Consider the following 26,625-nt stretch of genomic DNA (forward strand, 5'->3'; position numbering starts at 1 on the left):
TAGTGATGACTTTTCCTCTCGTGGATGGGGGAACAGATCGGTTCCGCGGATCAGCCGGCCATCCGCCGCAGCTGACGCGACGCGACGGACAGCGCAGCCAGGTCGCGCTGCCCGGACGCGGCGATCTCCGCGAGGGTGCTGCGGGCCCGACGCAGCCGGGACTCGTTGCGCTCCTCCCAGTCCGCGATCATCCGCTCGGTGTCGTCGCCGGGCACGGCGCGCGCGAGGACGTCGAGTGTCAGGGCGCGCACGCTGTCGTACAACTCGTCGCGCAGGGACAACCGGGCGAGTGCGTCCCACCGGCTCTCCTTGCCGAGCGCGGACACGCCGTTGAGGAGCGGGACGATCCCGACCCGCTCACACAGCCGGAAGTACAGCTCACCGGCGACGGCCAGGTCGCACTCGGCGAGGTCCGCGATCTCGACGACGTCGAGCAGACCGAAGCGGTCCAGGGCCAACTCGACGTCGCACACCAGGTCCTCGGGCGCGCCCCGCTCGGCGATCGCACGCGTGCGGTCCCGGAGGTTGGTGCGGTCGGCGCCCACCAGCCACTCCTCGAGATGAGCCGACGCGTCCTCGATCCGCTCCCGGAACCGCGCGATCTCCGCGCCCACCGCGAGGGGCTGCGGCCGCCGGTGCAGCATCCAGCGGGAGGCCCGGTCGAGCAGTCGCCGGGTGACGAGGACGAGTTCATCGGCCACCTCGCTGGGAACGTCCGCGGCGGCGATCCGCGACCACAGGTCGGGCAGCCCGAACACCTCGCTGACGACACCGAACGCCCGCACGGCGTCGTCCGCCGTCGCACCGACCTCCTCGGCGAGGCGGAAGACGTAGGTGATGCCGCCGCGGTCGACGACGCGGTTGGTGAGCGCGGTCGCGACGATCTCGCGACGCAGCGGGTGCCGGTCGATCGCGTCGGCGTGGTCGCGGCGCAGCGGACTCGGGAAGTAGTCACGCAGCGACGGCAGGAACACGTCGTGGTCGACGAGATCGCCGGCCAGCAACGCACCCTTCAGACCGAGCTTCACGTGCGCCATGAGCGTCGCCAGTTCCGGAGCCGACAGACCCTCGCCGGCCCGCTGCAGCGCGGCGAGCGCCTTCGCGTCGGGCAAAACCTCGAGCGTGCGGTCGAGCGCCCCGGCAGCCTCGAGCGCCTTGATCTGGCGTCCCTGCACGCCCAGCATCTCGGGGGCGTCCGACAGGGCGACACCCATCGCCTCGTTCTGGGAGACGTTGTCCGCCAACACCAGTGCCGCGACCTCGTCGGTCATCTCGGCCAGCAGGCGGGGCCGCACCTCGGCGTCGAGCACCCCGTCCCCGACCAGGCCGTCGAGCAGGATCTTGATGTTGACCTCGTGGTCGGAGCAGTCCACACCCGCGGAGTTGTCGAGGGCGTCGGTGCCCACCCGCCCACCGGTGCGCGCGAACTCGATCCGTCCCGCCTGCGTCAGGCCGAGGTTGCCGCCCTCGCCGACGACTCGGGCCCGCAGATCGCGCCCGTCGACGCGCACCACGTCGTTCGCCTTGTCCCCGGCGTCGGCGTGCGACTCGGTCGACGCCTTCACGTACGTGCCGATGCCGCCGTTCCACAGCAGGTCGACCGGCGCACGCAGGATGGCCCGGATCAGTTCGGGCGGTGTCATTTCCGTGACGTCCGGACCCAGTCCGAGCACCCCGCGGACGGCGTCACCGATCGGGACCGACTTCGCGCCGCGCTCCCACACGCCACCGCCCGGACCGATCAGCGAGCGGTCGTAGTCGGCCCACGACGACCGGGGCAGCGCGAACAGCCGTTCCCGCTCCGCGTACGACGTCTCCGGATCGGGATCCGGATCGAGGAAGACGTGCCGGTGGTCGAACGCCGCGACGAGGCGAATGTGCCTGCTGCACAGCATGCCGTTGCCGAAGACATCACCGCTCATGTCGCCGATGCCGACCGCGGTGAAGTCCTCCCGCTGGGTGTCCACACCCAGTTCCCGGAAGCGGCGCTTGACGCTCTCCCACGCGCCCCGCGCGGTGATGCCCATCGCCTTGTGGTCGTATCCCACCGAACCGCCGGACGCGAACGCGTCGCCGAGCCAGAAGTCGTACTCGGCCGCGACCGCGTTCGCGACGTCCGAGAACGACGCCGTGCCCTTGTCGGCGGCCACCACGAGATAGGTGTCGTCGGCGTCGTGGCGAACGACGCCGCGCGCCGGCACGACGGCGCCGGTGGCCCGGTCGATGTTGTCGGTGAGGTCGAGCAGGCCGCGAATGAACATGCGGTAGCCCGCCACGCCCGCCTCACGCTGGGCCACCCGGTCGGCCTCGGCATCCCCGGTCGGCGCCGGCGGCCGACGCAGCACGAAGCCGCCCTTGGCACCGACCGGCACGATCACGGCGTTCTTCACCGCCTGCGCCTTGACCAGCCCCAGCACCTCGGTGCGGAAATCCTCACGGCGATCCGACCACCGCAGGCCGCCGCGCGCGACCGACCCGAACCGCATGTGCACGCCCGCCACGGACGGCGAGTACACGAAGATCTCGTGCCGGGGCCGCGGCTGCGGTAGCTCGGCGATGTTGCGCGCGTCCAGCTTCAGCGCCAGGGTCTCGCGCGCCGGAGCAACGAAGTGGTTGGTGCGCACGGTGTTGCGGACGGCGTCGAGGAGGGCGCGGAAGATCCGGTCCTCGTCCAGTCCCGGCACCTGCTCGATCGACGCCGCTACCTCGGCGGCCGCCGCCTCGCCCCCGTCGCGGGGCGAGGCCTGCGGATCGAATCGCGCCGTGAAGCACCGGACGATTCCGGCGGCGATGGCCGGGTAGCGGCACAGCGCGTCCGCGACATACGCACTGCTGTAGGGCAATCCGCCCTGACGCAGGTACTCGGCGTACGCCCGCAGCACCGTCACCTCACGCCAGTGCAGACCTGCGCGCGCCACCAGTTCGTTCAGGCGGTCCGCCTCGCTGTCGCCCCGCCAGAGTGCCTCGACGGCGGCGCCGAACCGGAGGGCGAACCCCTCGAATCCGTCGACCGGCGCGGTGGCGTAGCGGACCGTGAATTCGTAGAGCCAGCACGCCATTCCCGCCGGAGACGTGAGCGCGTAGGGGCGCTCGTCGAGGACCTCGACACCGAGGCTCTGCAGCAGCGGCATGAGGTCGCCGAGCGATGCCGGACGGCCGCCCACGTACAGGGTCAGGCGGTGGGTCCCGCGGCCGGTCGCGTCGGCGACGATCCGCACCTCCACCGCCCCGTCGGCGAGACCGCCGATGATGGACAGGTCGGTCCGCGCCCGGTCGGGGGCGAAGTCCTGCTTGTAGCCGGTGGGCAGTTCCGCGACGGAGCGCGCGAGATCCTCCCGCGCTCCGGGATCCGCGTCGGCGAGCAGGCGCTCGTCCCAACTGCGGAAGATTCGCGCGAGAGCGTCGTCGATCTCGCTGGGGTTCGGCATCGGATCGGTCGGGGTGGAGACGGTGTTCATCTGGAACCTTCCGTCGGGTGCCACGCTGCACCCGACTGGTCGTCGTGTCCGTTCAACTGGTCGAACATCTCGCGATGTCAGGGGCGGCGCTTCCGAGTGCCCCTTGACATCAGCTTGTATAGACAGGAATATACAAGTCATAGTTGCAGAACGTGAGCCAGCGCACAACAGCTACACGCACACGGATTCGGACGACAACGGCGTCGCACCGGAACCACCCGACACCACCGCGCCCTCACCGCCCGATTCGCTAGGAGTTACCCGATGGACATCACCTCACCCGGCCACGAGGCCCGCCCGGTCAGCGCCCCCGCGGCTCCGAGCTGAACACCCTCGGGTGGCAGCAGGAGGGCGCGCTGCGCATGCTCATGAACAACCTCGACCCCGAGGTTGCCGAGCACCCCGACAACCTGGTCGTCTACGGCGGCACCGGCCGCGCCGCCCGCAGCTGGGCCGCGTTCGACGCCATGGTCGCCACCCTCGAGACGCTGAAGAACGACGAGACCATGCTGGTGCAGTCCGGCAAGCCGGTCGGCGTCTTCCGCACCAACGAGTGGGCGCCGCGCGTGCTGCTGGCCAACTCCAACCTCGTCGGCGACTGGGCCAACTGGGAGCAGTTCCGCAAGCTCGAGGCCGAGGGCCTCATGATGTACGGCCAGATGACCGCCGGTTCCTGGATCTACATCGGCACGCAGGGCATCCTGCAGGGCACCTACGAGACCTTCGGCGCGATCGCGCGCAAGCGCTTCGACGGCACCCTCGCCGGCACCATCACCCTCACCGCCGGCATGGGCGGCATGGGCGGCGCGCAGCCGCTGGCCGTCACCATGAACGACGGTGTCGCGATCTGCGTCGACTGCGACGTCACCCGCATCGACCGCCGCATCGCCCACAAGTACCTCGACACCAAGGCCGACAGCATCGAGCACGCGCTGCAGCTGGCCACCGAGGCCCGCGATGCCCGCAAGCCGCTGTCGATCGGCCTGGTCGGCAACGCCGCCGAGATCTTCCCGGCCCTGCTGGCGATGGACGCCCCGATCGACATCGTCACCGACCAGACGTCGGCGCACGATCCGCTGTCCTACCTGCCGATCGGCGTCGACATCGCCGACATGAAGGAACTGGCCGCGAAGGATCCGGAGAAGTTCACCGAGGATTCCCGCAAGGCGATGGCCGCGCACGTCGAGGCCATGGTCGGCTTCATGGACAAGGGCGCCGAGGTCTTCGACTACGGCAACTCCATCCGCGACGAGGCCCGCAAGGCCGGCTACGACCGCGCGTTCGAGTTCCCCGGCTTCGTCCCGGCCTACATCCGCCCGCTCTTCGAGGAGGGCCTCGGCCCGTTCCGCTGGGCCGCACTGTCGGGTGACCCCAAGGACATCGCCGCCACCGACAAGGCGATCCTCGAGCTGTTCCCGGAGAACGAGCACCTCAAGCGCTGGATCGAGATGGCCGGCGAGAAGGTCGCCTTCGAGGGCCTGCCCGCCCGCATCTGCTGGCTCGGTTACGGCGAGCGCCACAAGGCGGGCCTGAAGTTCAACGAGATGGTCGCCAGCGGCGAGCTGTCCGCGCCGATCGCCATCGGCCGCGACCACCTCGACTCCGGTTCGGTCGCCTCCCCGTACCGCGAGACCGAGTCCATGAAGGACGGCTCCGACGCGATCGCCGACTGGCCGCTGCTCAACGCCCTGGTCAACACCGCGTCCGGCGCATCGTGGGTCTCGATCCACCACGGCGGCGGCGTCGGCATGGGCCGCTCGATCCACGCCGGTCAGGTGTGCATCGCCGACGGCACCGAGCTGGCCGCGAAGAAGATCGAGGCCGTGCTCACCAACGACCCCGGCATGGGCGTCATCCGCCACGCCGATGCCGGCTACGAGCACGCCATCGACACCGCGCGCGAGCGCGGCGTCCGGATCCCGATGACGGAGAACTGACCGAGAACGAATGATCTCGGACCACTGATCCACCCGCCGGATCACGAGCCCACGACGACCAGCGTGGGCCCGTGCCGGTGGTACTGACGTCGGCTCGGTGACGAGCGAACGACGTCGACCCCACGACGAGCGGCAACGCGCAGGACGATCCCCCCTGCGCGTTGCCGCTCGTCGTCGTTTCCGGGTCCGGAACGACGCCCGAACTGCCCCTGGACAAACTGCGCGACCGGATGCGATAGTCATCGCATGCCACTAGACGGCAATCGACTTCCACTAGATGAAATCTAGCGATTCCCCCTCTCGTTACTCCAGGAGTTACCCGTGACCGCTCAGACGCACGACGACGCCGTCGACATGTCCGAATTCCGCAGCACCGTCCGCGCTTTCGCGAACGCCGAGATCCTGCCCGGCGCCGCCGAGCGCGACGAGTCCAAGGAATTCCCCGCGCACCTGATGCGGCGCCTCGCCGAGCAGGACCTGATGGGCATCTCCGTCCCCGAGGAGTTCGGCGGCCTCGGCCTGTCCACCCGCGCCCAGCTCGTCGCCGTCGAGGAGGTCGCCCGCGCGGACGCCGCGCTGGCGTCCATCTACACCGCCCACTACCTAGGCCTCGAGCCGATCCTCGTGGGCGGCACCGAGGAGCAGAAGAAGCGCTGGCTGCCCGGCCTGGCCTCCGGCGAGGTCCTCGCCGGCTTCGCCCTCACCGAGCCCGACGCCGGCTCCGACATCGCCTCGATGCGCACCGTGGCGCGCCGCGAGGACGACGGCTGGCACCTGTCCGGCTCCAAGACCTTCATCTCCAACGCCCGCGAGGCCGACCTCGTCGTGCTGTTCGCCAAGACCGACCCCTCGGCCGGCTTCCGCGGCATCACCGCGTTCGCGGTCCCGAAGGGCACGCCCGGCATCAGCTACTCGGAGCCGCAGGACAAGTTGGGCATCCGCTCGGCGCCCACGTACACCGTCTACCTCGACGACGTGGTCCTCCCGCACGACGCCGTGATCGGCACCGAGGGCCGCGGCGGCAACATCGCCCTCACCGCCCTCAACCGCGCCCGCATCGACGTCGCCGCGATGGCCAACGGAATCGCCCTGCGCGCTTGGGAACTCGGCCGCGAGTACGCGTCCGAGCGCAAGCAGTTCGGGCACCCCATCTTCGAGTTCCAGGCCATCCAGCTGCTGCTGGGCGAGTGCGACGCCAAGCTCGTGGCGTCGCGCGTCACGGCCGACTGGGCGTCCGACGTCAAGGACGCCGGCCAGGACCTGCGCCGCGCGGCGTCGATCTCGAAGTTCGTGGCGACCGAGGCCTGCTTCTCGATCGTCGACCAGGTCGTCCAGATCCACGGAGGCGCCGGCTTCATGCGCGAGTCCGAGATCGAGCGCCTGTACCGCGACTGCCGGATCCTGCGGATCTTCGAGGGCACCTCGCAGATCCAGCTGCTGACCATCGCGGGCAACGCCCCGTCGATCCGCTCCACCGAGTACTGAGAGGCGAGGCCGTCATGACCACCCCCGCACTCCCCCCGCTCGACGGCGTCCGCGTCGTCGACCTGTCCCGCGTGCTCGCGGGCCCGTTCTGCACCGCGCTGCTCGCCGATGCCGGCGCCGACGTCGTGAAGATCGAGTCGAAGGCCGGCGAGGACTCGCGCCACCTCGGACCGTTCCGCGACGGCGAGAGCATCTACTTCAACGTCCTCAACCGTGGCAAGCGCTCGATCGCGCTCGACCTCAAGGACCCCGAGGACCGAGAGTCGTTGCTGCAGTTGATTGCCGACGCCGACGTCGTCGTCGAGAACTTCCGGCCCGGCGTCACCACCCGGCTCGGCATCGACTACGAGGCGGCCAAGGCGCGCAACCCGAAGATCGTCTACGCGTCGATCTCCGGCTTCGGCCAGCAGGGCCCGATGGCCGGCGCCGCGGCCTACGACCTGGTGGTCCAGGCGCTGTCCGGCGTCATGAGCATCACCGGCACCGAGGAGTCGGGTCCCACCCGGCTGGGCGAGTCGTTCGGCGACACCATCACCGGCGTCTTCGCCGCGTGGGGCATCAGCACCGCGCTGCTGGCGGCCCGCAGCACCGGTCAGGGCCAGCACCTGGACGTCGCGATGTTCGACAGCATGCTCGCGATGCTGCCCACCGCCCACAGCCAGCTGCAGGCGTCCGGGCAGACCCCCAAGCGCGTCGGCAACCGGCACCCCGTGTCGACCCCGTTCGACACCTACCGCGCCGACGACGGCCTCTTCGTGCTCGCGATCGCCAGCGAGAAGGGCTTCCAGACGCTGGCCCGCACCATGGGTCGCGAGGAACTGATCATCGATCCCCGGTTCACCGAGGACGCACTGCGCACCGAGAACGAACCCGCGCTGCGCAAGGAGATCGAGTCGTGGGCCGCCGGCCGTACGGTCGCCGAGGTCCTCGACCTGCTCGACGCGGCCGGACTGGCCGGCTCCGAGGTCTGGAACGTCCAGCAGGCACTCGGTTCGGAGCAGGCCCGGTACCGAGGCGTCGTCGAGACGTTCGAGCATCCCAAGGCCGGCGCCGTGTCCTACGTCCGGCAGCCCGTCGTCTTCGGCGACAGCGTGCGTCCGGCGGTGCGCCGCAGCCCGCTCCTCGACGAGCACCACGACGAGGTCCTCGGCGGAACACCCGCACGATAGATTCGTCGAACGGTCGGCCGAACGGTCGCCGTCCTCGGCATGGGAGACACGCATGGCCCCCGGTGACGTGACGCGCAGCGCCAGTCGCACCTTCGAACTGCTCGGCGCGATCATCGAGCACGGTGGACTGACCCTCGCCGACGCCGCGAAGACGACCGACCTCGCGACCAGCACGGCGTTGCGGCTCATCCGCAGCCTCGAGCAGACCGAGTTCGTCCTCCGCGGCGAGGACAACGTCTACCGGGTGGGTCCACGGTTGCTGCAGATCGGCGCGAAAGCGATCGCCGACAACCAGTTGCTCCTGCGGGCGCAGCCGGCCATGACCGAGATCGCCGAGATCACCCGGGAGTCGACGTATCTGTCGGCTCCCGGGCCCCGGGGTACAGCGTTGTACATGGGGCAGATCGAGGGCACCCACGCCATCCGGCACATGGGGTGGGTCGGCCAGACCGTTCCCCTCGTCGGGACCGCGGTGGGCGCGGCCCTGCTCGGTGAGGTGGGCGCGGACGGCTACGCCATCGCACACGACACCATCGAGGACCACTCCACCGGCGTGGCCGCCCCGATCTACGACGCGATCGGCCGGATCGTCGGGGCGCTGAGCGTCGTCGGGCCCACCTTCCGACTCGACGACGACGTCTGCGCCCGGCACGGGCGGGTCCTCGTCGAGCGCTGCGCGCGACTGTCGGCCGAACTGGGCCGCACCGTCCCGTCGTAGGCCTGGCCGGATGTCACATCGGTTCTGTCGGACCGAACGAATGTCACATTCGGCCACCCACACAGGTCTGGTCTGAGAAGTTTGGTGCCGCGGTCTCGTATTCGAGACAATGACGCGGCACACCGGCCGATCGGGCCGGGATCGGAAGGGGACGTTCGATGTCGACGAGCCGGGTCAAGTCCGCGGAGCGGGTACTCGACGTACTCGACCTGCTCGCCCGGCGGGGCGTCCCGATGGCCGCGACCGAGATCGCGGGTGCGCTGGACCTGCCCAAGAGCACGACGCACCACCTGCTCAACGTGATGCGGGACCGACGCTTCGTCTCCTACTGGCCCGACCAGCGCGCGTGGACGCTCGGTGTGTCCGCGTTCGAGGTGGGAGCGTCGTACATGCGGTCCGGCCCGTTGCACCGCGAGGGCCAGCGCCACATGGTCGCGTTGACCAAGGCCGCGGACGAGACCTCACACCTGGCGGTCCTGCAGGGCACCGACGTGATCTACCTGGACAAGCGCGAGCCGCTCAAGCCCGGTGTGCGGCTGGTGACGGAGGTCGGCACCCGGCTGCCGGCGCACCTGACGGCCGTCGGACGCACGATTCTCGCGCGTCTCGACCCCGAGCAGCTCAGCGCGCTCTACGCCGGATACACGTGGCCCACCCGCACCGGGGAGGGGCCGGAGTCGCTCGACGACCTGCGGGAGCTTCTGCAGGCCGATCGCGAACTCGGGTACGCGGTGGAGCGGGACTCGACCACCAACGGCGTCACGTGCATCGCCGGTCCCGTCGTGACGCGGGACGGGCGCCCCGTCGCCGCGTTGGGTCTCGCGTACCTGACGGGGGCTCGCACCGACGCCGAGACCGCGGAACTGGCCGGGCTCGTCACGGACGCGGCCGCACATTTCTCGGACAGCCTCGGCGACCGCATGGTCGAGGAGTCCCTGGAGTCCTGAGCGTCCTGAGCATCCCGACCGTCCACCGTCCGACCCCCGAGCCGACTCCCCGCCGGTTCGACCCATACCCGCTCCCCTATTGTCTTACATACGAGACTATGGTCTCGTATACGAGACACAATCGTCACGGCCCCGGATCCGACGCGACCGTCGGGCCGTCCCTGCCTTCGGAGTCCCCATGACCCTCACCGCCCAGTCCACCGACCTCGTCGAGGTCGGGCTCGGACCCGTCACCATCCAGGACGTCGTCGACGTCGCCCGCCGCGGCCACGGGGTGCGCCTCACCGACGACGCGCTCGCCGAGATCACCCGCTCGCGCGCGCGCATCGAGGACCTCGCCGCCGATCCCCGCCCGGTGTACGGCGTCTCGACCGGCTTCGGCGCGCTCGCCACCCGGCACATTCCGCAGGAGATGCGAACCCAGTTGCAGCGCAGCCTGGTCCGCTCGCACGCCGCCGGGTCGGGCCCCGAGGTGGAGCGCGAGGTGGTGCGCGCGCTGATGCTGCTGCGGCTGTCGACGCTCGCCACCGGACGCACGGGCGTGCGCCCCGAGGTCGCGCAGGCCTACGCCGACCTGCTCACCGCCGGCATCACGCCGGTGGTCCACGAGTTCGGCAGCCTCGGCTGCTCCGGCGATCTCGCGCCGCTCGCGCACGTCGCGCTCGCCGTCACCGGAGAGGGCCCGGTCCGCACGGCCGACGGACGGCTGCTGGATGCCGCCGACGCCCTCGCGGAGCACGGCCTGTCCCCGGTCGTCCTCGCCGAGAAGGAGGGCCTGGCCCTCATCAACGGCACCGACGGCATGCTGGGCCAGCTCGCGCTCGCCGTCACGGACCTCGACCACCTGCTCAAACTGGCCGACATCGCGGCCGCGATGAGCGTCGAGGGTCTGCTGGGCACCGATCGGGTGTTCGCCGCGGACCTGCAGGCGCTGCGTCCGCACCCCGGCCAGGCCGCGGCCGCCGCCAACATGGCCCGACTGCTCGCCGACTCGCCGATCGTCGCGAGCCATGCGGGCCCCGAGGACACCCGCGTGCAGGACGCCTACTCGCTGCGCTGCGCCCCGCAGGTGGCCGGCGGCGCGCGTGACACCGTCGAACACGCCCGCACGGTCGCGAACCGCGAACTCGCCTCTGCCGTCGACAATCCCGTCGTCACGCTCGACGGCCGGGTGGAGTCCAACGGCAACTTCCACGGCGCCCCCGTGGCCTACGTCCTCGATTTCCTCGCGATCGTCGCGGCCGACGTCGCGAGCATCAGCGAGCGCCGGACGGACCGGTTCCTCGACGTTGCCCGCAACCACGGTCTGCCGCCGTTCCTCGCGGACGATCCCGGCGTGGACAGCGGCCTGATGATCGCGCAGTACACGCAGGCCGCGATCGTCTCCGAGCTCAAGCGCCTGGCGGCACCCGCGAGCGTCGACTCCATCCCGTCGTCTGCGATGCAGGAGGACCACGTCTCGATGGGCTGGTCGGGCGCCCGCAAGCTCCGCCGCGCGGTGGACGGCCTCACCCGCGTCCTCGCGATCGAAATCCTCACCGCTGCACGGGGAATCGATCTGCGCGCTCCGCTGCAGCCGGCACCGGGCACCGGTGCGGTGGTCCGCGCCGTGCGTGAATACGTGGCCGGCCCGGGCACCGACCGGTTCCTCGCACCCGAGATCGAGCAGGCTGTGACGCTCGCGGCGTCCGGTGCCCTGGTCGCCGCCGCCGAGCACGAGATCGGCAGCCTGCAGTGACCCGCGCGGCCCACACGATCGACCTGCCCCGCGCCCGGCCCGAGATCGAGGCGCTACCCGCGTATTCGAGGGCCTCCGGTGCGGCCACGGTCCGCTGGCGGGCGTCGAGCAACGAGTCCACCATCGCACCGTCCCCGGCCGTCGTCGAGGCGATCGCCCGCGCGGGTGAGCACGGACACCTGTACCCGACGCTGTTCGCGGACGACCTCGTCGCGGCGCTCGCCGAGCGGCTGTCGGTCCCGGCCGATGCGGTGCTGACCGGCGCCGGTTCGCTGGCGCTGCTGCAGCAGGTCCTCACGGCCTACACCGGCCCGGGCACCGAGGTGGTGCACGCGTGGCGCAGCTACGAGGCGTACCCGATTCTCATCGGGATCGCCGGTGCCACAGCCGTTCCGGTACCGCTCGATGTCCGGCACCGGCACGACGTCGACGCGATGGTCGCCGCGGTGACGCCCCGCACCCGCGCGGTCCTGGTCTGCAATCCGAACAATCCGACGGGCACCGAGCTCACCGAGACCGAGGTACGACGACTGCTGGACGGCGTGCCGTCGCACGTCCTGGTGATCCTCGACGAGGCGTACCGCGAGTTCGCCGAGGAGCAGGTCGACGGCGTGGACCTGCTGCGCGAGTACCCGAACGTCGTGGTGCTGCGGACGTTCTCGAAGGCGTACGGCCTGGCGGGTCTGCGTGTGGGCTACGCGATCGCGGACTCTGCGGTCGCCGCTCCCCTGCATGCGGCCGCCCCGCCGTTCGGCCTCAGTTCGGTTGCCGAGGCCGCGGCCTGCGCCGCGCTCACCGACCCCGGGCACACCGACCGGATCGTGGATTCGGTCCGGGGCGGGCGCCGGTACCTGCGCACCGGGCTCGCCGACCGGGGCATCGAAACCCCGGCCAGTGGAGGAAACTTCGTGTGGATTCCGGTGGCGGACCGCGCGACGGCACTCGAGGCGACCTGCGTCGCGCACGGGGTGTCCGTGCGCACCTTCGCGGGCGAGGGCGTGCGGGTGACCGTCGGCGACCGCGACGCCGAGAACGCGGTGCTCGCCGCCGTCGACGCCTTCACCGCACACCGACCCGACTGATCACGAGGAAACCCGATGTCTCTCAATGCACTGGCCGACGCACTGGGGTCGAGCCGGCTCGTCACCGATCCCGACGTCATGGACGCCTACACCCGGGACGAGGCACACCTCGCGATCCCGGGCCGACCGCTGGCGGTACTGATCGCGGATTCCACCGACGACGTCGTGGCCGCCCTGAAATGGGCCACTGCCCATCGCGTTCCGGTGGTTCCCCGTGGTGCGGGCAGCGGACTGGCCGGCGGCGCCACCGCGATCGACGGCTGCCTCGTCGTGTCCACAGCGGCCATGCGCGACATCGTCGAGCTGAATCCCGCGGATCAGCTGGCTGTGGTGCAGGCCGGTGTGGTGAACGCCGACCTCGACCGGGCGGCCGCCGAGCACGGCCTGATGTACGCCCCCGATCCGAGCAGCTTCCAGATCTCCACGATCGGCGGCAACATCGCCACCAACGCGGGCGGGCTGCGCTGCGTCAAGTACGGCGTCACGCGGGACTCGGTCCTGGGCCTCGAGGTGGTGCTCGCGGACGGCCGAATCCTCCATACCGGGCACCGCACCGTCAAGGGCGTCGCGGGCTACGACCTCACCGGGCTGCTGGTCGGTTCCGAGGGAACGCTCGGCATCGTCACCGGCGCGACCGTGCGGCTGCGTCCGCGGCCACCCCGGGAACCCGCGACGATCGTCGGCAGCTTCGCGTCGCTGCGGGCAGCCGCGGACGCCGTCGCCGCGGTGGTGCGGGCGGGCATCGGACCGAGCCTGCTCGAGCTGATCGACCGGGCCACGCTGGTGGCGATCGACGAGTGGAAGCGCATCGGGCTCGAGCCGGGGACGGAGGCGATGCTCATCGCACAGGCCGACGGCCCGGACGCCGACGAGGCCGCCGCCGCGATCGAACGGCACTTCACCGACGCGGGCGCGGACTTCGTCGCGGTCTCGCAGGACCCCGCCGAGTCGGCCCAGCTGCTCGAGATCCGTCGGCTCGCCTACCCGGCGGCCGAACGTCTCGGCCAGTGCCTGGTCGAGGACGTCGGGGTGCCGCGCTCGCGGCTGCCGGAGATGGTCGAGTCGATCGAGGAGATCTCGCGCCGCCACGACGTCACGGTGATGACGGTCGCGCACGCCGGCGACGGCAACGTGCACCCGACGTTCGTGTTCGACCGCCTGGCCGACGGCTCGGTCCCGGACGCCGTCTGGACCGCCGCCGACGAGGTGTTCCGACGCGCGCTCGAACTGGGTGGCACCCTTACAGGTGAGCACGGCGTCGGAGTGTTGAAGCGACGCTGGATGGCGCTCGAAGTGGGAGAGACAGGTTTGGACATTCACCGCGCGGTCAAGGCCGCGTTCGATCCGCTCGGTCTGATGAATCCCGGAAAGGGCTTCTGACCGGCGACCAGGACAAACAATCCGGGCACAAACCCGAATGTTGACAGACCTATATATACAGGCCTATACATTTCCCATCGGCATGGCGTGATCCAGCGCACAAGCATCGAAGAAGGTGGGCATCACCCCCGGAAGTCGACCCCGCCGCACGGTGCGGTCACCGCAGAAAGAGCAGGCCCAATGACACACGACGACGGCAGCACTTCCGAGGTGCTCCTCACCCCGGAGCGGCGCACCATCGACGTCGTTCCCGACGACGAACGCCACGGCACTCCCCGCAGCCAGTTCACGCTGTGGTTCGGCGCGAACATGCAGATCACCGCGATCGTCGACGGCGCCCTCGCCGTCGTCTTCGGCGCCGACGCACTGTGGGCCATCATCGGCCTGCTGATCGGCAACGTCTTCGGCGGCGCCGTGATGGCCCTCCACTCGGCGCAGGGCCCCCGCATGGGCCTGCCGCAGATGATCTCGAGTCGCGCCCAGTTCGGCGTCAAGGGCGCCGTCATCCCGCTCGTGCTCGTGATCCTGATGTACCTCGGCTTCGCCGCCACCGGCACGGTCCTCGCGGGCCAGGCCGTCAACAAGGTTCTCGGCCTCGACAGTGCCTGGATCGGCATCGTCATCTTCGGATTGCTCACGGCGTTCGTCGCCGTCACGGGCTACAAGCTGATCCACATCGTCGGCAAGATCGCGACCGTCGTCGGCATCGTCGGCTTCACGTACCTGGCGATCCGGCTCTTCCTCGAGTACGACGTGCTCGACTACGTCGGCATCGTCGACTTCGACTTCGTGACGTTCCTGCTCGCGATCTCCCTCGGCGCCGGCTGGCAGCTGACGTTCGGCCCGTACGTCGCCGACTACTCCCGCTACCTGCCCCGCGAGACCAGCGAGCGCACCACGTTCTGGTCGACCTTCCTCGGCAGCGTCATCGGATCGCAGTGGTCGATGACCTTCGGTGCTCTCGTCGCGGCCGTGGCGGGCGACGCCTTCCTCGGCAACCAGGTCGGCTTCATGGGCGACCTCGCCGGACCCGCGATCATCGCGTTCCTGATCTACCTGGTGATCGTGACCGGCAAGCTGACGGTCAACGTGCTCAACGCGTACGGCGGCTTCATGTCGATCCTCACCACCGTGACCGCGTTCGACGGCCGGTCGCAGATCTCGACGAAGGCCCGCTCGTTCTACATCCTCGGCTTCACCGTCATCTCGATGTTCATCGCGATCGCCGCGAGCGCCGACTTCCTGGACAACTTCAAGAACTTCGTCCTGGTGCTGCTGATGGTGTTCACGCCGTGGAGCGCGATCAACCTGATCGACTACTACCTGATCTCGAAGGAACGCATCGACATCCCGGCGCTGTACGACCCCAAGGGGCGTTACGGAGCCTGGAACGTGCCGGCCCTGGTCGTCTACGTCGTCGGCGTGCTCGCCCAGATCCCGTTCCTCGCGCAGAAGATGTACACGGGCCCGATCACCGACATGCTCGGCGGCGCGGACATCTCCTGGATCGTCGGAATCGTGCTCACCGGCGCGATCTACTACCCGGTCGCCAAGCGGACCAACAACCCGCCGCCCACGATGATCTACCCCGCCCACACCTCGATGGTCGACAGCCGGGTCTGACCCGGTCACCGACCAACGATTCCCCCTCCACGAACAGTCACCTAGGAGCCTCACGTGACCACGACCGGTCCCCGGACCACCGCACTGACGAACATCGGCACCCTCGTCACCAACGACCCCTCGCTGGGCGACGGGGCGCTGGGTGTCCGGCACGACGCTGCGGTCGTCTTCGAGGACGGCGTGGTCGCGTGGGTCGGTAACTCCGCGGATGCTCCCGCCGCCGATGCGGGGCACGATCTCGGCGGCCGGGCCGTGCTGCCCGGTTTCGTCGAGAGCCACTCGCACCTCGTGTTCGCCGGTGAGCGGGCCGAGGAGTTCGCCGCCCGCATGTCCGGTGAGAAGTACGCCGCGGGCGGCATCCGCACCACCATCGAGGCGACACGGGCCGCGAGCGACGACCAGCTCGCCGCGAACGTGCGGCGCCTGCTCGACGAGTCGCTGCGCTCGGGCAGCACCACCGTCGAGATCAAGAGCGGCTACGGCCAAAGCACCCGGGACGAGCTGCGCAGCGTGCAGGTCGCGGGCCGGTTCACCGACGAGGTCACGCTGCTGGCCGCGCACGTCCCGCCGCCCGAGTACGCCGGCCGCGGCGACGAGTACGTCACGATGGCCGTCGACGAGATGATCCCGGCGTGCGCCCCGTACGCGAAGTGGATCGACGTGTTCTGTGAGCGCGGCGCGTTCACCCTCGAGCAGTCCCGCGCGGTCCTCGCCGCCGGTGTCGCGCACGGCCTGATCCCCCGCGTGCACGGCAACCAGCTGGGCGAGGGACCGGGCGTGCAGTTGGCCGTGGAGATGGGTGCGGCGTCGGTGGACCACGTCACCTACGTCACCGACGCCGACATCGACGCACTGGCGAACAGCTCGACGGTGGCCACCCTGCTGCCGGGCGCCGACTTCTCCACCCGCAACCAGTACCCCGGTGCCCGCGCGTTGATCGACGCCGGTGTCACGGTCGCGCTGGGTGCGGACTGCAACCCCGGTACCTGCTACACCACCAGCCTGCCGTTCTGCATCGCGATCGCCGTCCGGGACATGCACATGACCCCGGCCGAGGCGGTGTGGGCGGCCACCGCGGGCGGCGCGAAGGCGCTGCGCCGCGACGACGTCGGCAGCCTGCGGATCGGCGCCCGCGCCGACGCCATCGCCCTCGACGCCCCGTCGTACCTGCACCTCGCCTACCGGCCCGGCGTGCCGCTTGTTCGCGAGGTGTTCAAGGACGGCGTCCTCGCGACGGCCACGAACTGATCGATGGAGCAGGTACCTGACATGACGAACAACATCGACGTCGACATCGCTCCCCGGCCGTGGTCGGGACGCACCGACGGCCTCGGACCGGAACACCGTCGCTGGCACCAGGCCGTCACCCCCTACCGTCCGGGTGCGGGCTCCGGCACGGTCCTGATCGGCTTCGCCAGTGACGAGGGCGTTCGCCGCAACAAGGGACGTCAGGGTGCCTCCGCCGGCCCCGACGCCCTCCGCAAGGCCCTGTCCTCGATGGCCCTCGAGAACGAGACGACGCTGTCCGACGCGGGCACCGTCGCCGTGACGGGCGACCGGCTCGAGGAGGGCCAGGACGCGCTCGGCCGCGCCGTCACGACCGCACTCGATTCCGGACGGCTCGCCGTCGTCCTCGGCGGCGGTCACGAGGTCGCGTACGGCACCTACCTGGGCGTCGCCGGATCTCAACTGCGACAGCAGCATCCGCGGCTGGGCATCCTCAACCTCGACGCCCACTTCGATCTGCGCAGCGACCCGATCCCGAGCTCCGGGACGCCGTTCCGCCAGATCGCCGAGGCCGAGGCCGAGGAGGCTGCGGGCACCAGCCACCGGTACGACGTCATCGGCATCAGCCAGCCCAGCAACACCAACGTGCTGTTCGATACCGCACGCCGCCTCGGCGTCCGCTACCTGCTGGACGAGCACTGCGGCGTGGCCGATCGGGATCGCGTCGACGAGTTCCTCACCGACTTCCTGGGCGACGTCGACATCGTCTATCTGACAATCGATCTCGACGTCCTGCCCGCCGGTGTCGCTCCGGGTGTCAGCGCGCCCGCCGCCTACGGCGTCCCACTCGAGATCATCCAGCGGGTGTGCGACCGGGTCAGCGCGAGCGGCAAGCTCGCGGTGGTCGACGTCGCTGAGCTCAACCCGTCTCTGGACGTCGACAACCGCACGGCCAGGACCGCCGCGCGGCTGATCCACCGCATCGTCACCGGGCACGTTCCGCCGACAGCCTGAACCAGGCTGTCACCTCTCGAGCCGCTATTCCCCCTCCCCTGTGGCCGGCACCCTCTTCCAGGGTGTCGGCTTCAGTGGTTTCGGGAGGCATGCGGCTGTCCGGTCGTACCGCTGACGCGGTCAGGCCGCGTGTGGTCCCGCCCGATTGTGGGCGGGAATGGGTTTCTTGTACGGGTCGACCGAGCTGGGTGGGGTGAACCTGGGGGTACCCCCTGCACGAAGTGCTTGGGGGCGGCTTTCTGTCGGCGCCGATTTCGACTTCCCAATGGGAGTGGTGGAGCAACGTGTGGTGATAGCGGCAGAGTAGGACGAGGTTGTCGAGGTCGGTGGGTCCGCCGTCGGCCCAGTGCTTGACGTGGTGGCCTTCGCAGTGGGCGGGTGGTGCACCGCAGCCGGGGAAGGCGCAGCCGTGGTCACGGGCGATCAACGCCCGCCGCTGCTTCTTGGAGACGGTTCTGCTGGTGCGGCCCAGGTTCAGGGGCACCCCATCGTCCATGACGATCGGCGTGAGGTGGCAGTCGCACGCGAGCCTGCGGGCGGTCGCGATCGAAAGCGGTCCCAAGTGCGGCATGCGTGCAACATCCCTCTCGCCGAACAGGTCCGGCTCACCATCCGGACGAGCCGACTCGTGATCCGACTCGCTGCACGCAAGGTCGGCGGCATTCACATGCAGGGACAGGTGGGGCCGTTCGCCGCCCTCGACCGGCGCCTCGCCGCTGTCGAGGTAGCGGCGCAGGATCTCGGCGAACGCGTCGGCCCGCTTCTGCGCCGGGGTGCGCGAGCCGGCGGGGTCGTCGACCGGATTCCTCGGCTTGGTCAACGCAGAAAGCGCCGTCAGCAGCATCTCGCCGGTCACGGCGTCGAGATTGCCTTTCACGGCGACGCGTCCGTTCAGGGTTTTCGAGGCGTGGAATTCGTTGCGTTCGGCGTCTTCACTGGGTGGTAGTTCGTCGGATTCGAAGATCCGCTCGAGCCTCGCGATGCAGGTGCGCACGGTCATGGTGGTCGCGGCAGGCCCAGTGGCGGCGTCCAGCAACACTTTCCGGCACGAACCCAACGCTTCGTTGGGCATGCCGCGCGGTGGGGATTCGCAGAATTTGCCGATCAACGCGGCATGCTCCGCCGAGACGGCGCCTTCGTTGAAGGCGTCGGCGATTTCGGGTTGCCGGCTCAGCATCCTGCCCAACGCGAGGATCCGTGCCGCGGCCGGCACTTCCAACAATGTGTTCGCAGCCAGCCACTGCTTGACGCTGCGGAACCCGAGGGTCTCGAACGAGACTGCGCGCGCGTCGATTTCGTCGGCTGCGACGGCTCGAAGAATCTCCAAGCGTTCGATCTCGCGGCTGAAGTCGATCGCCGACCGCAACAGGTCGAGTTCGGCCAGTCGACGTACCTCGGCGGGCCGCAGCACAGTGGCTGCGGTGCCCGAATTGTTGAGTCCCCCCGGATTCATAATCGAAGTCTAGTTCGAACTTATGTTCGAGTCAAGGGCGCGCGCGACCGGCTCGAAACTCACGTGCACACCCGCACCCCCGCATGCTAACGTCCGTGCCTGGAATCGTGGCCCGTAGACAGGAGGTGAGACCCGTGAACGCAGTATCCGCACCGGGTGCTCCCCTGCAGCCCACGATCGCGCGACTGATCTAGTCGCCACCGGGAGCGCCGCACAAGGCAATTCGCGAAAGGCGACTCCCATGAACACAACTCCTTCCTCGACCCCTCAGCGTGCCGCGGGCGAGCGAGCACTGGTGCTCGGCGGCGGCGGTTCCACCGGCAACGCCTGGCTGATCGGCGTCGTCGCCGGTCTGTACGAGGGCGGGCTGGACGTCAGCACCGCCGATCTGACCGTCGGGACGTCGGCCGGCTCGACAGCCGCGGCCCAGCTGGCCGGCGCAACGCCGACCGAACTACTCGCCGCCATCCTGGCCACCGCCCCCACGCAGTCCACCGGCCCGCGGGAACCCGATCGAGCCCGCGTTCCGGCCCGGCCGGTATCGGACCACATGGCGAGAACGAGCAGGATCATCGCCTCCGCTGCGGATCCCGCCGACATGCGCCGCAGAATGGGCGCGGCGGCACTCGACATGGATGCCACATCGGACGAAGCCAGGCAGACCGGTTGGCGTACAACGGTTGCCGCGCGGCTGCCCGTCCGGCACTGGCCGCAGCGGCCGTTGCTCATCACGGCGGTCGATGCCCGTTCCGGGGAACCGGTGCTGTTCGACCGCGACAGTGGGGTCGATCTCGTGGACGCCGTCGCCGCCAGCTGTTCCAGCGGTTTCGCCTACCGGATCGGGGACGGTCGGTACATCGACGGCGGCTACCGGACCAACGCCGAGAATGCCGATCTGGCAATCGGATACGGCCGGGTACTGGTGCTCTCACCGTTCGGCGGAAGAACACGGACGCCGGCGGAGTGGGGTCTGGACCTGGCATCGCAGGTCGACGATCTACGCGCGCACGGCAGCAAGGTCGCAACGGTCTTCCCGGATCACGCCGCCGAGCACATGTTCGGGGCCAATGCGATGGACCTGTCGCTGCGCCCGGCTGCTGCCCGAGCCGGTTTCGACCAGGGCAGAGGCCTCTGCGGGCAGCTCACCGAGTTCTGGGGCTGACCGAGCCCGTGGACTGCCGTCGATCGCGCGGCGATATTCGCCACGCGATCGACGGGCCTCGCGTGGTGCGTCCTAGAGCCAGCGTGGCGGGTGCAGGTCGCTGCCGGCGGTCAGCCCGACCGCGCCGCGACCCGATGCCCAGCGGACCACGGCGGCAAGCGGACCCGCGACCGTGTCGGTGACCGGCGGACCGTCCTCGACCACGACGAACCGCCGATCGTCCACCTCGAGCACCAGCCCCGAACCCTCGCCCTTGCGTCGCCACATGCCGACGATGTCGTCGAGAAGCGAGCCGAGCACCACGTCCGGGAAGTCCTCGAACCGTCCACCGTTACCGAGGTCGACGGCGTGGATCCACACCTCGCGGTTGCGCATCCACGCCGTCTCCGACGCGGGCACCATCCGCCCCTGCGCGGTCCGCACCTCGGCGTCCCACGCCGCGTCCGGGAGGTGCCTCCACTTCTCGTCGAGCCGGGCCGCGTTCTCGACGAACAGGTTTCGCAACGATCCGGCACTGAGGGACGCACCCTCCTCGATCTCGCGTCCGCGTTGCTCGGTCGACGCGTACATGGGCGTCTCGACGCCCGTCGCCGCCCAGTCCAGGATCCGGCACAGGGCGGCCGCGTTGTAGCCGACGTGTCCGACGAGATGCTTGCGCGTCCACCCGTCGAGCAGGCACGGATCGGACATCTCCTCGTCCGTCAACGACGCCAGCTTCTGCGCGAAGTACGCGGTGCCCTCGCGCGCGATGTTCAGGCGCTCGGCCAGATCCAGATCGTCGAAACCCACGAGACGCTCCTACTTGACGATGGTCTTGTTGCGCACCGATCCGAGTCCCTCGATGCTCACCTCGACCGTATCCCCGTCACCGATGTAGCGCGCGGGCTTGCGTGCATGACCGACACCACCGGTGGTGCCGGTGATGATGACGTCGCCGGGCTGCAGCGTGACGATGTGCGAGATGTAGTCGACGAGCTTCGCGGGGGTGAACACCAGGTCGTCGGTGGTGGCCGACTGCATGACCTCACCCTCGAGCCGGGTCTCGATCGTGGTGCCCAACCGGTAGTCGGTGTCGAGGATCGGACCGAAGCCGCTGGTCTTCTCGAACGTCTTGCCCTGGTCCCACTGCAGCGTGCGGTACTGGTAGTCGCGCATCGTGTAGTCGTTGATCACGGAATACCCGGCGATGTAGGCGTCGGCGTCGGCCTCCGGCACCTGGTACGCCCGCTTGCCGACGACGACGGCCAGTTCGGCCTCCCAGTCCAGCTGCGACGCCGCGTACGCGGGCACGATGACGTCGTCGTACGCGCCGGTGAGCGCCTCCTTGAACTTCGAGAACAGCGTCGGGTACTCCGGCAGCTCCCGCCCCATCTCCTGGATGTGCGTGCCGTAGTTGAGGCCCACGCACACGATCTTCCCGGGGTTCGGAACCACCGGCGCGTAGTCGGCGCCGGCGAGGTCGACGACAGCCCCCGCCGCCTGCTCGGCGACCGTCTTCCAGTCGGGGTCGTTCAGCAACGCCGACAGATCCGCGTATCCGTCGACGACGGTCGCGGAGGTATCGGAATCGACGCGGACGGCCGCGGTACCGCCGTCGAGGCGCAGAGTGGCGAGACGCATAGGGTCAGGCTCCTTCGGAGATATGGGTGCGATGGAAGTGCAGACGCTCCACGATCGGAGCGTCCGAGAAGGCGAACAGATCGATGCCGCCGTCGGTTTCGAGGTCCCACGGCACCCACGACGGAACGACGATCATGTCGCCCTTCGCGACGTCGTGGGCCTGCTCACCGAGTCGGAATCGTCCCTCGCCGTCGAAGACCTGGAAGACCGTGCCGCCGACGTCCCGGCGGGTGCGGGTCGCAGCGCCCGGGCGCAGCCGATGGAACTCGGCCCGGATCGTCGGCATCACGTCGCCGCCCGTGGTCGGGTTGGTGTACCGCACGGCGGCGTGGCCGGGTTCGGTCGTGGCCGGGTACCCCTCGTCCTCGAGCGCGAGTTGCTCGCGCAGTGCCGCATCGGTGTGCTCCCAGCGGTAGCAGGCGATGGGCGAGCTCGTCCTCGCGTCGACCCCGACCAGCGGACGCAGGCCCGGATGCGCCCAGAGTCGCTCCGAGCGGGAGACGTCCGGCGTCGACATGTCGGTCACGCCGTCGGCTCCGAACTCGAAGAACCCGGTGTCGGTGTAGTTCACGAACGGGATGTCGAGACCGTCGATCCATGCCATCGGATGATCGGTCTCGTTGTGGTGGCCGTGGAAGGCCCAGCCCGGTGTCAGCAGGAAGTCGCCGCGGCGCATCGCCACCGGGTCGCCGTCGACCACCGTCCACACGCCCTCTCCCTCGACGACGAATCGGAATGCGTTCTGCGAGTGACGGTGTTCGGGCGCGGTTTCACGTGGACCCAGGTACTGGATCGCCGCCCACAGGGTCGGGGTGACGTACGGGACACCGCCCAGGCCCGGGTTCGCCAACGCGATCGCCCGGCGCTCGCCTCCGCGGCCGACCGGCACCAGGTCACCCGCCCTCTTGGCGAGCGGATACAGGGTGGACCACTTCCACACGAACGGAACAGCTTTCGATGTGGGAACCACGGGCATCAGGTCACCGAGCTGCGTCCACAGCGGATTGAGATTCTCGGTCGCGAAATCGGCGTAGAGCTGATCCAGCGCGGGATCGTGGGTTTCTGCGGCAGTCATCGACTCTCCTCGTGAGCACTCGCGTGCGACGTCCGCCTCAACGTATGTAGGGGGCAACGCGGAAACCCACCCAATTCTGCTGTGCGGAACTTCGGCCGTTTCCTGCGCAAAGCGGCCTGCCGGGTTGCGCTTCGCGCATAGTTCCGCCGCATTCGCCCTGCCTACCGTGCCTGCACACCCCTGAACGACCCGCCGGCCGGCCACACGGTCGGCGTACCGCCCCTGCAGAGGAGAACGACATGTCGACCCCGACGATGAGCTACGAAGACCTGGTCGAGGCCCGCCGCGCCAGCGGCGTCGCGATGTTCAACGACAACCGGATGAAGCTCGGAATCTTCGGCTCCAACGTCAGCCACGGGCTCATGGCCACCCACGCCGAGACGACGTACGAACTGACGTGGGAACACGGCAAGAAGATCGCACAGCTGGCCGACCGCCTCGGCTTCGAGGCCATGTTGCCGGTGGCCCGCTACCGCGGGATGGGCGGCGAGACGAACTTCAACGGATCCAACTACGAGACTCACGCCTGGGCGGCCGGTATCGCCGAGGCCACCGAGAACATCATGGTGTTCACCACGATTCACGTACCGACCAAGCACCCGATCGTCGCCGCGAAGGAGTCGGTCACGGTCGACCACATCTCCGGTGGTCGGCACGGACTCAACATGACGATGGGCTGGTACAAGGCCGAGATGGAGATGTTTGGCGGCACCCAGCGCGAGCACGACATCCGGTACCGCTACGGCTCCGAGTGGATCGAGGTCGTCAAGCGCATGTGGACCGAGGGCGAGGGCGTGAATTTCTCCGGCGAGTTCTTCGAGATCAAGGACGCGTTCTCCTCCCCCAAGCCGATCCAGCAGCCGTACCCGGTACTGGTCAACGCCGGAAACTCTCCGGCCGGACTCGAATTCTGCGCCCGCGAATGCGATTTCAACTTCATCGCGTTCTCCGACCCCGCGGAGGCGAAGGACACCGCATCCCGGGTGCGCGGCATCGCCCGGGACGCAGGCAGCGATCTCGGCATCCTCAGCTACGGCAACATCATCTGCCGGGACACCGAGAAGGAGACCAAGCAGCTCCTCGACCACATCCTCGACCAGGGCGACTGGGACGTCGCACGCCAGGTGTCCGGCGGACTGGGATCCGAGAGCGGGTCGTTCGACAAGATCAAGGCGATGCAGGAGCGCTTCATCCTCGGCTACGGCGGCTACCCGCTCATCGGCACACCGGAGCAGATCGTCGACCAGCTCCTCGAACTGGAACAGGCCGGCGTCGGCGGAATGATGGTCGGATTCCTCGACTACGTCCAGGAACTCGACTACTTCGGTGAGCGGGTGCTGCCGCTCATGCGCGAAGCCGGCCTGCGGCAGTGACCCGGAAGCGACTGTGACATGAACCTTCTCACCGTCTACGGGAGCCCGACGCCACCGGGCAAGCTCGCTCGCGCCCTCGGCCTCGCCGAGGACGACGTCCGGGCTCGACATCCCGGCTGGATCGTCGACCGACTGGTCCCCGAACCCACCGCCGATCCCGTCGTCGCCCTGTGGGGTGACAACGCCGTCGAACGCGTGCGCGCCGCAGACGCGGTGATCCTCGCTTCGCCCGTGTTCCGCGGGTCGTTCACCGGCACATTGAAACTGCTCGTCGACGCGCTGCCCAACGAGGCCCTCCGCAACAAACCTGTCGGAATCCTCACCGTCGCGGCGGCCCCGCACCACTTCCTCTCCGCGGAGCGGCACCTGCGTGACGTCCTCGCCTGGTTCGGCGCCCTCACCGCACCCAACGGGGCATTCTTCGTCGACCGCACGTTCGCATCCGACGACGTCGCACCCGAGGCCCGAGCCGACCTGCGCGAGTTCGTCGAACAGGTGACGGTGCTGGCCGAGCGCCTGCCCGGGCACCACTTCGGTCCCGACCCCCTCCACGTCCGATTCACCCGGCCGAAGGCGTCCGACGCCTCGGCCCCGGCGACAAGGAAGACCACATGACGACGATCGAGCCGGCACTGCGCACCGATACCGCCCGCCACTACATCGGTGGGCGCTGGGTGCCGTCGAGCACCACCGGCACGTCGCACTCACCCGCGACCGGAGAGCCCCTCGGCACCTTCTACGACGCCGACATCGACCAGGTGCACGACGCGATCCGGATCGCCCGGGACACGTTCGCCGCCCACGCCTGGCGACGCGACCGACAGCTCCGGGCCAGGGTGCTCGCCGAGATGGCGGACCGGATCGAGGCGGCGTCCGGGGAACTCGCGACGCTGCTCGCCCGAGAGAACGGAAAGATTCTGCCCGAGGCAGACTTCGAGCTAGGCCTGACGCCGTCGAAGCTGCGGTACTACGCGGCGCAGGCCCTCACAGACTCGGGCCGCGGCGGGCGGGTCCGCGACGGCGTCTACTCGATGCTGCTGTCCGAACCCATCGGAGTGGCCGGGGTGATCGTGCCCTGGAACTCGCCGGTGGTGCTCTCGGTGCGGTCCTTCGCGCCGGCGCTCGCGGCCGGATGCACCGTCGTGATGAAGATGGCCGCGCAGACGGCACTCGTGAACGCGCGGCTGGCCGAACTGCTGGCCGACTGCCCCTCCCTGCCCGCCGGCGTACTCAACATCTTCACCGAGTCCGGCAGCGACGGCGCGAAACTACTGGTGTCGTCGCCCGATGTGCGCGCCGTCAGCTACACCGGCAGCACCGCGGTGGGCCGGCAGATCATGGCCGCAGGCGGCGCCACCCTCAAGCGCCTGTCGCTCGAGCTCGGCGGCAAGACACCGATGATCGTGTTCGACGACGCCGACCTCGACGCGGCGGTCGGGACGATCGTCGCCGGGATCACCACGTTCACGGGACAGTTCTGCATGACGGGCAGCCGGATCCTCGTGCAGCGCTCGATCGCGGACCGGGTCCGGGACGCTCTCGTCCCTGCCCTCGAGAGGGTGCAGGTGGGGCCGGGCGACGCCGACACCTCGCACATGGGACCGATGATCGACCTCGCCTCCCGCGACCGGCTCGAAGCGCTGCTCGCCGAACACGCCGACGACGCCGAGATCCTCGTTCGCGGCGGACGTCCCGACGACCCCGCGCTCCACAGCGGCGCCTACTTCCGGCCCGCTCTGCTCGCCGTCGACGACGTGGACTCCCCCCTCGTGCAGCGCGAACTGTTCGGTCCGGTCGCCACGTTCGAGGTCTTCGACACCGAGGACGACGCCGTCCGGATGGCCAACGCCACCGAGTACGGGCTCGCAGCATCCGTGTGGACACGCGACGGAGCGCGCGGACTACGCATGGCCGACGCACTCGACGCAGGCACCGTGTGGACCAACGGATGGGCCGTCGTCGTCGACCAATTCGAAGAGGGCGGCTACAAGCAGAGCGGACTCGGGCGCCTCAACGGCCACCGGGCGCTCGAGGAGTTCCAGGAATACAAGCACGTGGTCCAGGTGATCTGAGCCGCGCACCGGTGGGGCGTCGGCACACCGGACGACGCCCCACCCCGCAGCCTCACGAGCGGCACCGCCGCAGCCTCACGAGCGGCGCCGCC

The 26,625-nt window shown here is 69.5% G+C and carries 19 protein-coding genes and 1 pseudogene; 15 read left to right on the plus strand and 5 right to left on the minus strand.

The window, feature by feature from the left end; genetic code table 11:
- Positions 1–50: 50 nt before the first annotated feature.
- Positions 51–3,458 carry an NAD-glutamate dehydrogenase domain-containing protein gene (locus ABEU20_RS04750; protein ID WP_420163252.1) on the minus strand — a complete coding sequence of 1,136 codons (3,408 nt, stop codon included), beginning with the start codon at positions 3,456–3,458 and terminating at the stop codon, positions 51–53.
- Between the two features lie 323 nt (positions 3,459–3,781).
- On the opposite strand from ABEU20_RS04750, the gene hutU reads away from it, so the two are divergent.
- The 11 genes from hutU (at position 3,782) to hutG (ending at position 17,778) form a co-directional block, all read left to right on the plus strand.
- Positions 3,782–5,395, plus strand: a complete 1,614-nt coding sequence (hutU, locus tag ABEU20_RS04755) for a urocanate hydratase (protein WP_420163899.1) — start codon at positions 3,782–3,784, stop codon at positions 5,393–5,395.
- Between the two features lie 354 nt (positions 5,396–5,749).
- Positions 5,750–6,880 carry an acyl-CoA dehydrogenase family protein gene (locus ABEU20_RS04760; RefSeq protein WP_420163900.1) on the plus strand — a complete coding sequence of 377 codons (1,131 nt, stop codon included), beginning with the start codon at positions 5,750–5,752 and terminating at the stop codon, positions 6,878–6,880.
- Positions 6,881–6,894: 14 nt separating this feature from the next.
- Positions 6,895–8,049, plus strand: coding sequence for a CaiB/BaiF CoA transferase family protein (locus ABEU20_RS04765; protein WP_420163253.1), 1,155 nt, complete (start codon positions 6,895–6,897; stop codon positions 8,047–8,049).
- 52 nt (positions 8,050–8,101) lie between these two features.
- Positions 8,102–8,767, plus strand: a complete 666-nt coding sequence (locus ABEU20_RS04770; protein ID WP_420163254.1) for an IclR family transcriptional regulator — start codon at positions 8,102–8,104, stop codon at positions 8,765–8,767.
- 158 nt (positions 8,768–8,925) lie between these two features.
- The gene (locus ABEU20_RS04775) at positions 8,926–9,714 is read left to right on the plus strand and encodes an IclR family transcriptional regulator (protein ID WP_420163255.1); all 789 of its coding nucleotides are present in this window, start codon (positions 8,926–8,928) and stop codon (positions 9,712–9,714) included.
- Between the two features lie 178 nt (positions 9,715–9,892).
- Positions 9,893–11,452, plus strand: coding sequence for a histidine ammonia-lyase (hutH, locus tag ABEU20_RS04780; protein WP_420163256.1), 1,560 nt, complete (start codon positions 9,893–9,895; stop codon positions 11,450–11,452).
- Positions 11,449–12,534 (plus strand): histidinol-phosphate transaminase, encoded by a 1,086-nt coding sequence (locus tag ABEU20_RS04785; protein WP_420163257.1) that lies wholly within the window; start codon positions 11,449–11,451, stop codon positions 12,532–12,534. Before hutH ends, ABEU20_RS04785 begins: the two co-directional genes overlap by 4 nt.
- Positions 12,535–12,549: 15 nt before the next feature.
- Entirely contained in the window at positions 12,550–13,914 is a 1,365-nt protein-coding gene (locus ABEU20_RS04790) for an FAD-binding oxidoreductase (RefSeq protein ID WP_420163258.1), read from the plus strand.
- A gap of 180 nt (positions 13,915–14,094) precedes the next feature.
- A complete protein-coding gene (locus tag ABEU20_RS04795; protein WP_420163259.1) occupies positions 14,095–15,537 on the plus strand; it encodes a purine-cytosine permease family protein in 1,443 nt (480 codons plus the stop codon).
- Between the two features lie 54 nt (positions 15,538–15,591).
- Positions 15,592–16,785, plus strand: coding sequence for an imidazolonepropionase (gene hutI / locus ABEU20_RS04800; protein ID WP_420163260.1), 1,194 nt, complete (start codon positions 15,592–15,594; stop codon positions 16,783–16,785).
- 21 nt (positions 16,786–16,806) lie between these two features.
- A complete protein-coding gene (gene hutG, locus ABEU20_RS04805) occupies positions 16,807–17,778 on the plus strand; it encodes a formimidoylglutamase (RefSeq protein WP_420163261.1) in 972 nt (323 codons plus the stop codon).
- A gap of 120 nt (positions 17,779–17,898) precedes the next feature.
- Here the strand turns inward: hutG and ABEU20_RS04810 are convergent.
- Positions 17,899–19,231: pseudogene (locus tag ABEU20_RS04810) on the minus strand (DUF222 domain-containing protein).
- Between the two features lie 241 nt (positions 19,232–19,472).
- Here ABEU20_RS04810 and ABEU20_RS04815 point away from each other — a divergent pair.
- Positions 19,473–20,393, plus strand: a complete 921-nt coding sequence (locus ABEU20_RS04815) for a patatin-like phospholipase family protein (protein WP_420163262.1) — start codon at positions 19,473–19,475, stop codon at positions 20,391–20,393.
- A 72-nt stretch (positions 20,394–20,465) separates the two neighbouring features.
- Here ABEU20_RS04815 and ABEU20_RS04820 read toward each other — a convergent pair whose 3' ends face one another.
- The 3 genes from ABEU20_RS04820 to ABEU20_RS04830 are packed head-to-tail and all read right to left on the minus strand — an operon-like array spanning position 20,466 to position 23,088.
- Positions 20,466–21,182 carry a maleylpyruvate isomerase family mycothiol-dependent enzyme gene (locus tag ABEU20_RS04820; protein WP_420163263.1) on the minus strand — a complete coding sequence of 239 codons (717 nt, stop codon included), beginning with the start codon at positions 21,180–21,182 and terminating at the stop codon, positions 20,466–20,468.
- 9 nt (positions 21,183–21,191) lie between these two features.
- A complete protein-coding gene (locus ABEU20_RS04825; RefSeq protein ID WP_420163264.1) occupies positions 21,192–22,013 on the minus strand; it encodes a fumarylacetoacetate hydrolase family protein in 822 nt (273 codons plus the stop codon).
- A 4-nt stretch (positions 22,014–22,017) separates the two neighbouring features.
- Complete coding sequence (locus ABEU20_RS04830; protein WP_420163265.1) at positions 22,018–23,088, minus strand: cupin domain-containing protein; 1,071 nt, start codon at positions 23,086–23,088, stop codon at positions 22,018–22,020.
- 239 nt (positions 23,089–23,327) lie between these two features.
- Between ABEU20_RS04830 and ABEU20_RS04835 the strand changes: the two genes are divergently transcribed.
- Genes ABEU20_RS04835 through ABEU20_RS04845 form a run of 3 tightly spaced genes read left to right on the plus strand, consistent with a single transcriptional unit; the run spans position 23,328 to position 26,533 of the window.
- Complete coding sequence (locus ABEU20_RS04835; protein WP_420163266.1) at positions 23,328–24,461, plus strand: LLM class flavin-dependent oxidoreductase; 1,134 nt, start codon at positions 23,328–23,330, stop codon at positions 24,459–24,461.
- Between the two features lie 18 nt (positions 24,462–24,479).
- On the plus strand, positions 24,480–25,076 hold the full coding sequence (locus tag ABEU20_RS04840; RefSeq protein ID WP_420163267.1) for an NADPH-dependent FMN reductase: 597 nt from the start codon (positions 24,480–24,482) through the stop codon (positions 25,074–25,076).
- Complete coding sequence (locus ABEU20_RS04845; RefSeq protein ID WP_420163268.1) at positions 25,073–26,533, plus strand: aldehyde dehydrogenase family protein; 1,461 nt, start codon at positions 25,073–25,075, stop codon at positions 26,531–26,533. Before ABEU20_RS04840 ends, ABEU20_RS04845 begins: the two co-directional genes overlap by 4 nt.
- Positions 26,534–26,625 lie beyond the last annotated feature (92 nt).

It is taken from the genome of Rhodococcus parequi, assembly GCF_046042785.1.
Lineage (GTDB): Bacteria > Actinomycetota > Actinomycetes > Mycobacteriales > Mycobacteriaceae > Prescottella > Prescottella parequi.

Coding starts and splice junctions, on each gene's coding strand:
- hutH (WP_420163256.1), top strand. CDS start 9,893: ATGACCCTCACCGCCCAGTCCACCGACCTCGTCGAGGTCGGGCTCGGA.
- ABEU20_RS04775 (WP_420163255.1), top strand. CDS start 8,926: ATGTCGACGAGCCGGGTCAAGTCCGCGGAGCGGGTACTCGACGTACTC.
- ABEU20_RS04765 (WP_420163253.1), top strand. CDS start 6,895: ATGACCACCCCCGCACTCCCCCCGCTCGACGGCGTCCGCGTCGTCGAC.
- ABEU20_RS04840 (WP_420163267.1), top strand. CDS start 24,480: ATGAACCTTCTCACCGTCTACGGGAGCCCGACGCCACCGGGCAAGCTC.
- ABEU20_RS04845 (WP_420163268.1), top strand. CDS start 25,073: ATGACGACGATCGAGCCGGCACTGCGCACCGATACCGCCCGCCACTAC.
- hutG (WP_420163261.1), top strand. CDS start 16,807: ATGACGAACAACATCGACGTCGACATCGCTCCCCGGCCGTGGTCGGGA.
- ABEU20_RS04760 (WP_420163900.1), top strand. CDS start 5,750: ATGTCCGAATTCCGCAGCACCGTCCGCGCTTTCGCGAACGCCGAGATC.
- ABEU20_RS04830 (WP_420163265.1), bottom strand. CDS start 23,088: ATGACTGCCGCAGAAACCCACGATCCCGCGCTGGATCAGCTCTACGCC.
- ABEU20_RS04770 (WP_420163254.1), top strand. CDS start 8,102: ATGGCCCCCGGTGACGTGACGCGCAGCGCCAGTCGCACCTTCGAACTG.
- ABEU20_RS04795 (WP_420163259.1), top strand. CDS start 14,095: ATGACACACGACGACGGCAGCACTTCCGAGGTGCTCCTCACCCCGGAG.
- ABEU20_RS04790 (WP_420163258.1), top strand. CDS start 12,550: ATGTCTCTCAATGCACTGGCCGACGCACTGGGGTCGAGCCGGCTCGTC.
- ABEU20_RS04815 (WP_420163262.1), top strand. CDS start 19,473: ATGAACACAACTCCTTCCTCGACCCCTCAGCGTGCCGCGGGCGAGCGA.
- ABEU20_RS04750 (WP_420163252.1), bottom strand. CDS start 3,458: ATGAACACCGTCTCCACCCCGACCGATCCGATGCCGAACCCCAGCGAG.
- ABEU20_RS04835 (WP_420163266.1), top strand. CDS start 23,328: ATGTCGACCCCGACGATGAGCTACGAAGACCTGGTCGAGGCCCGCCGC.
- ABEU20_RS04825 (WP_420163264.1), bottom strand. CDS start 22,013: ATGCGTCTCGCCACTCTGCGCCTCGACGGCGGTACCGCGGCCGTCCGC.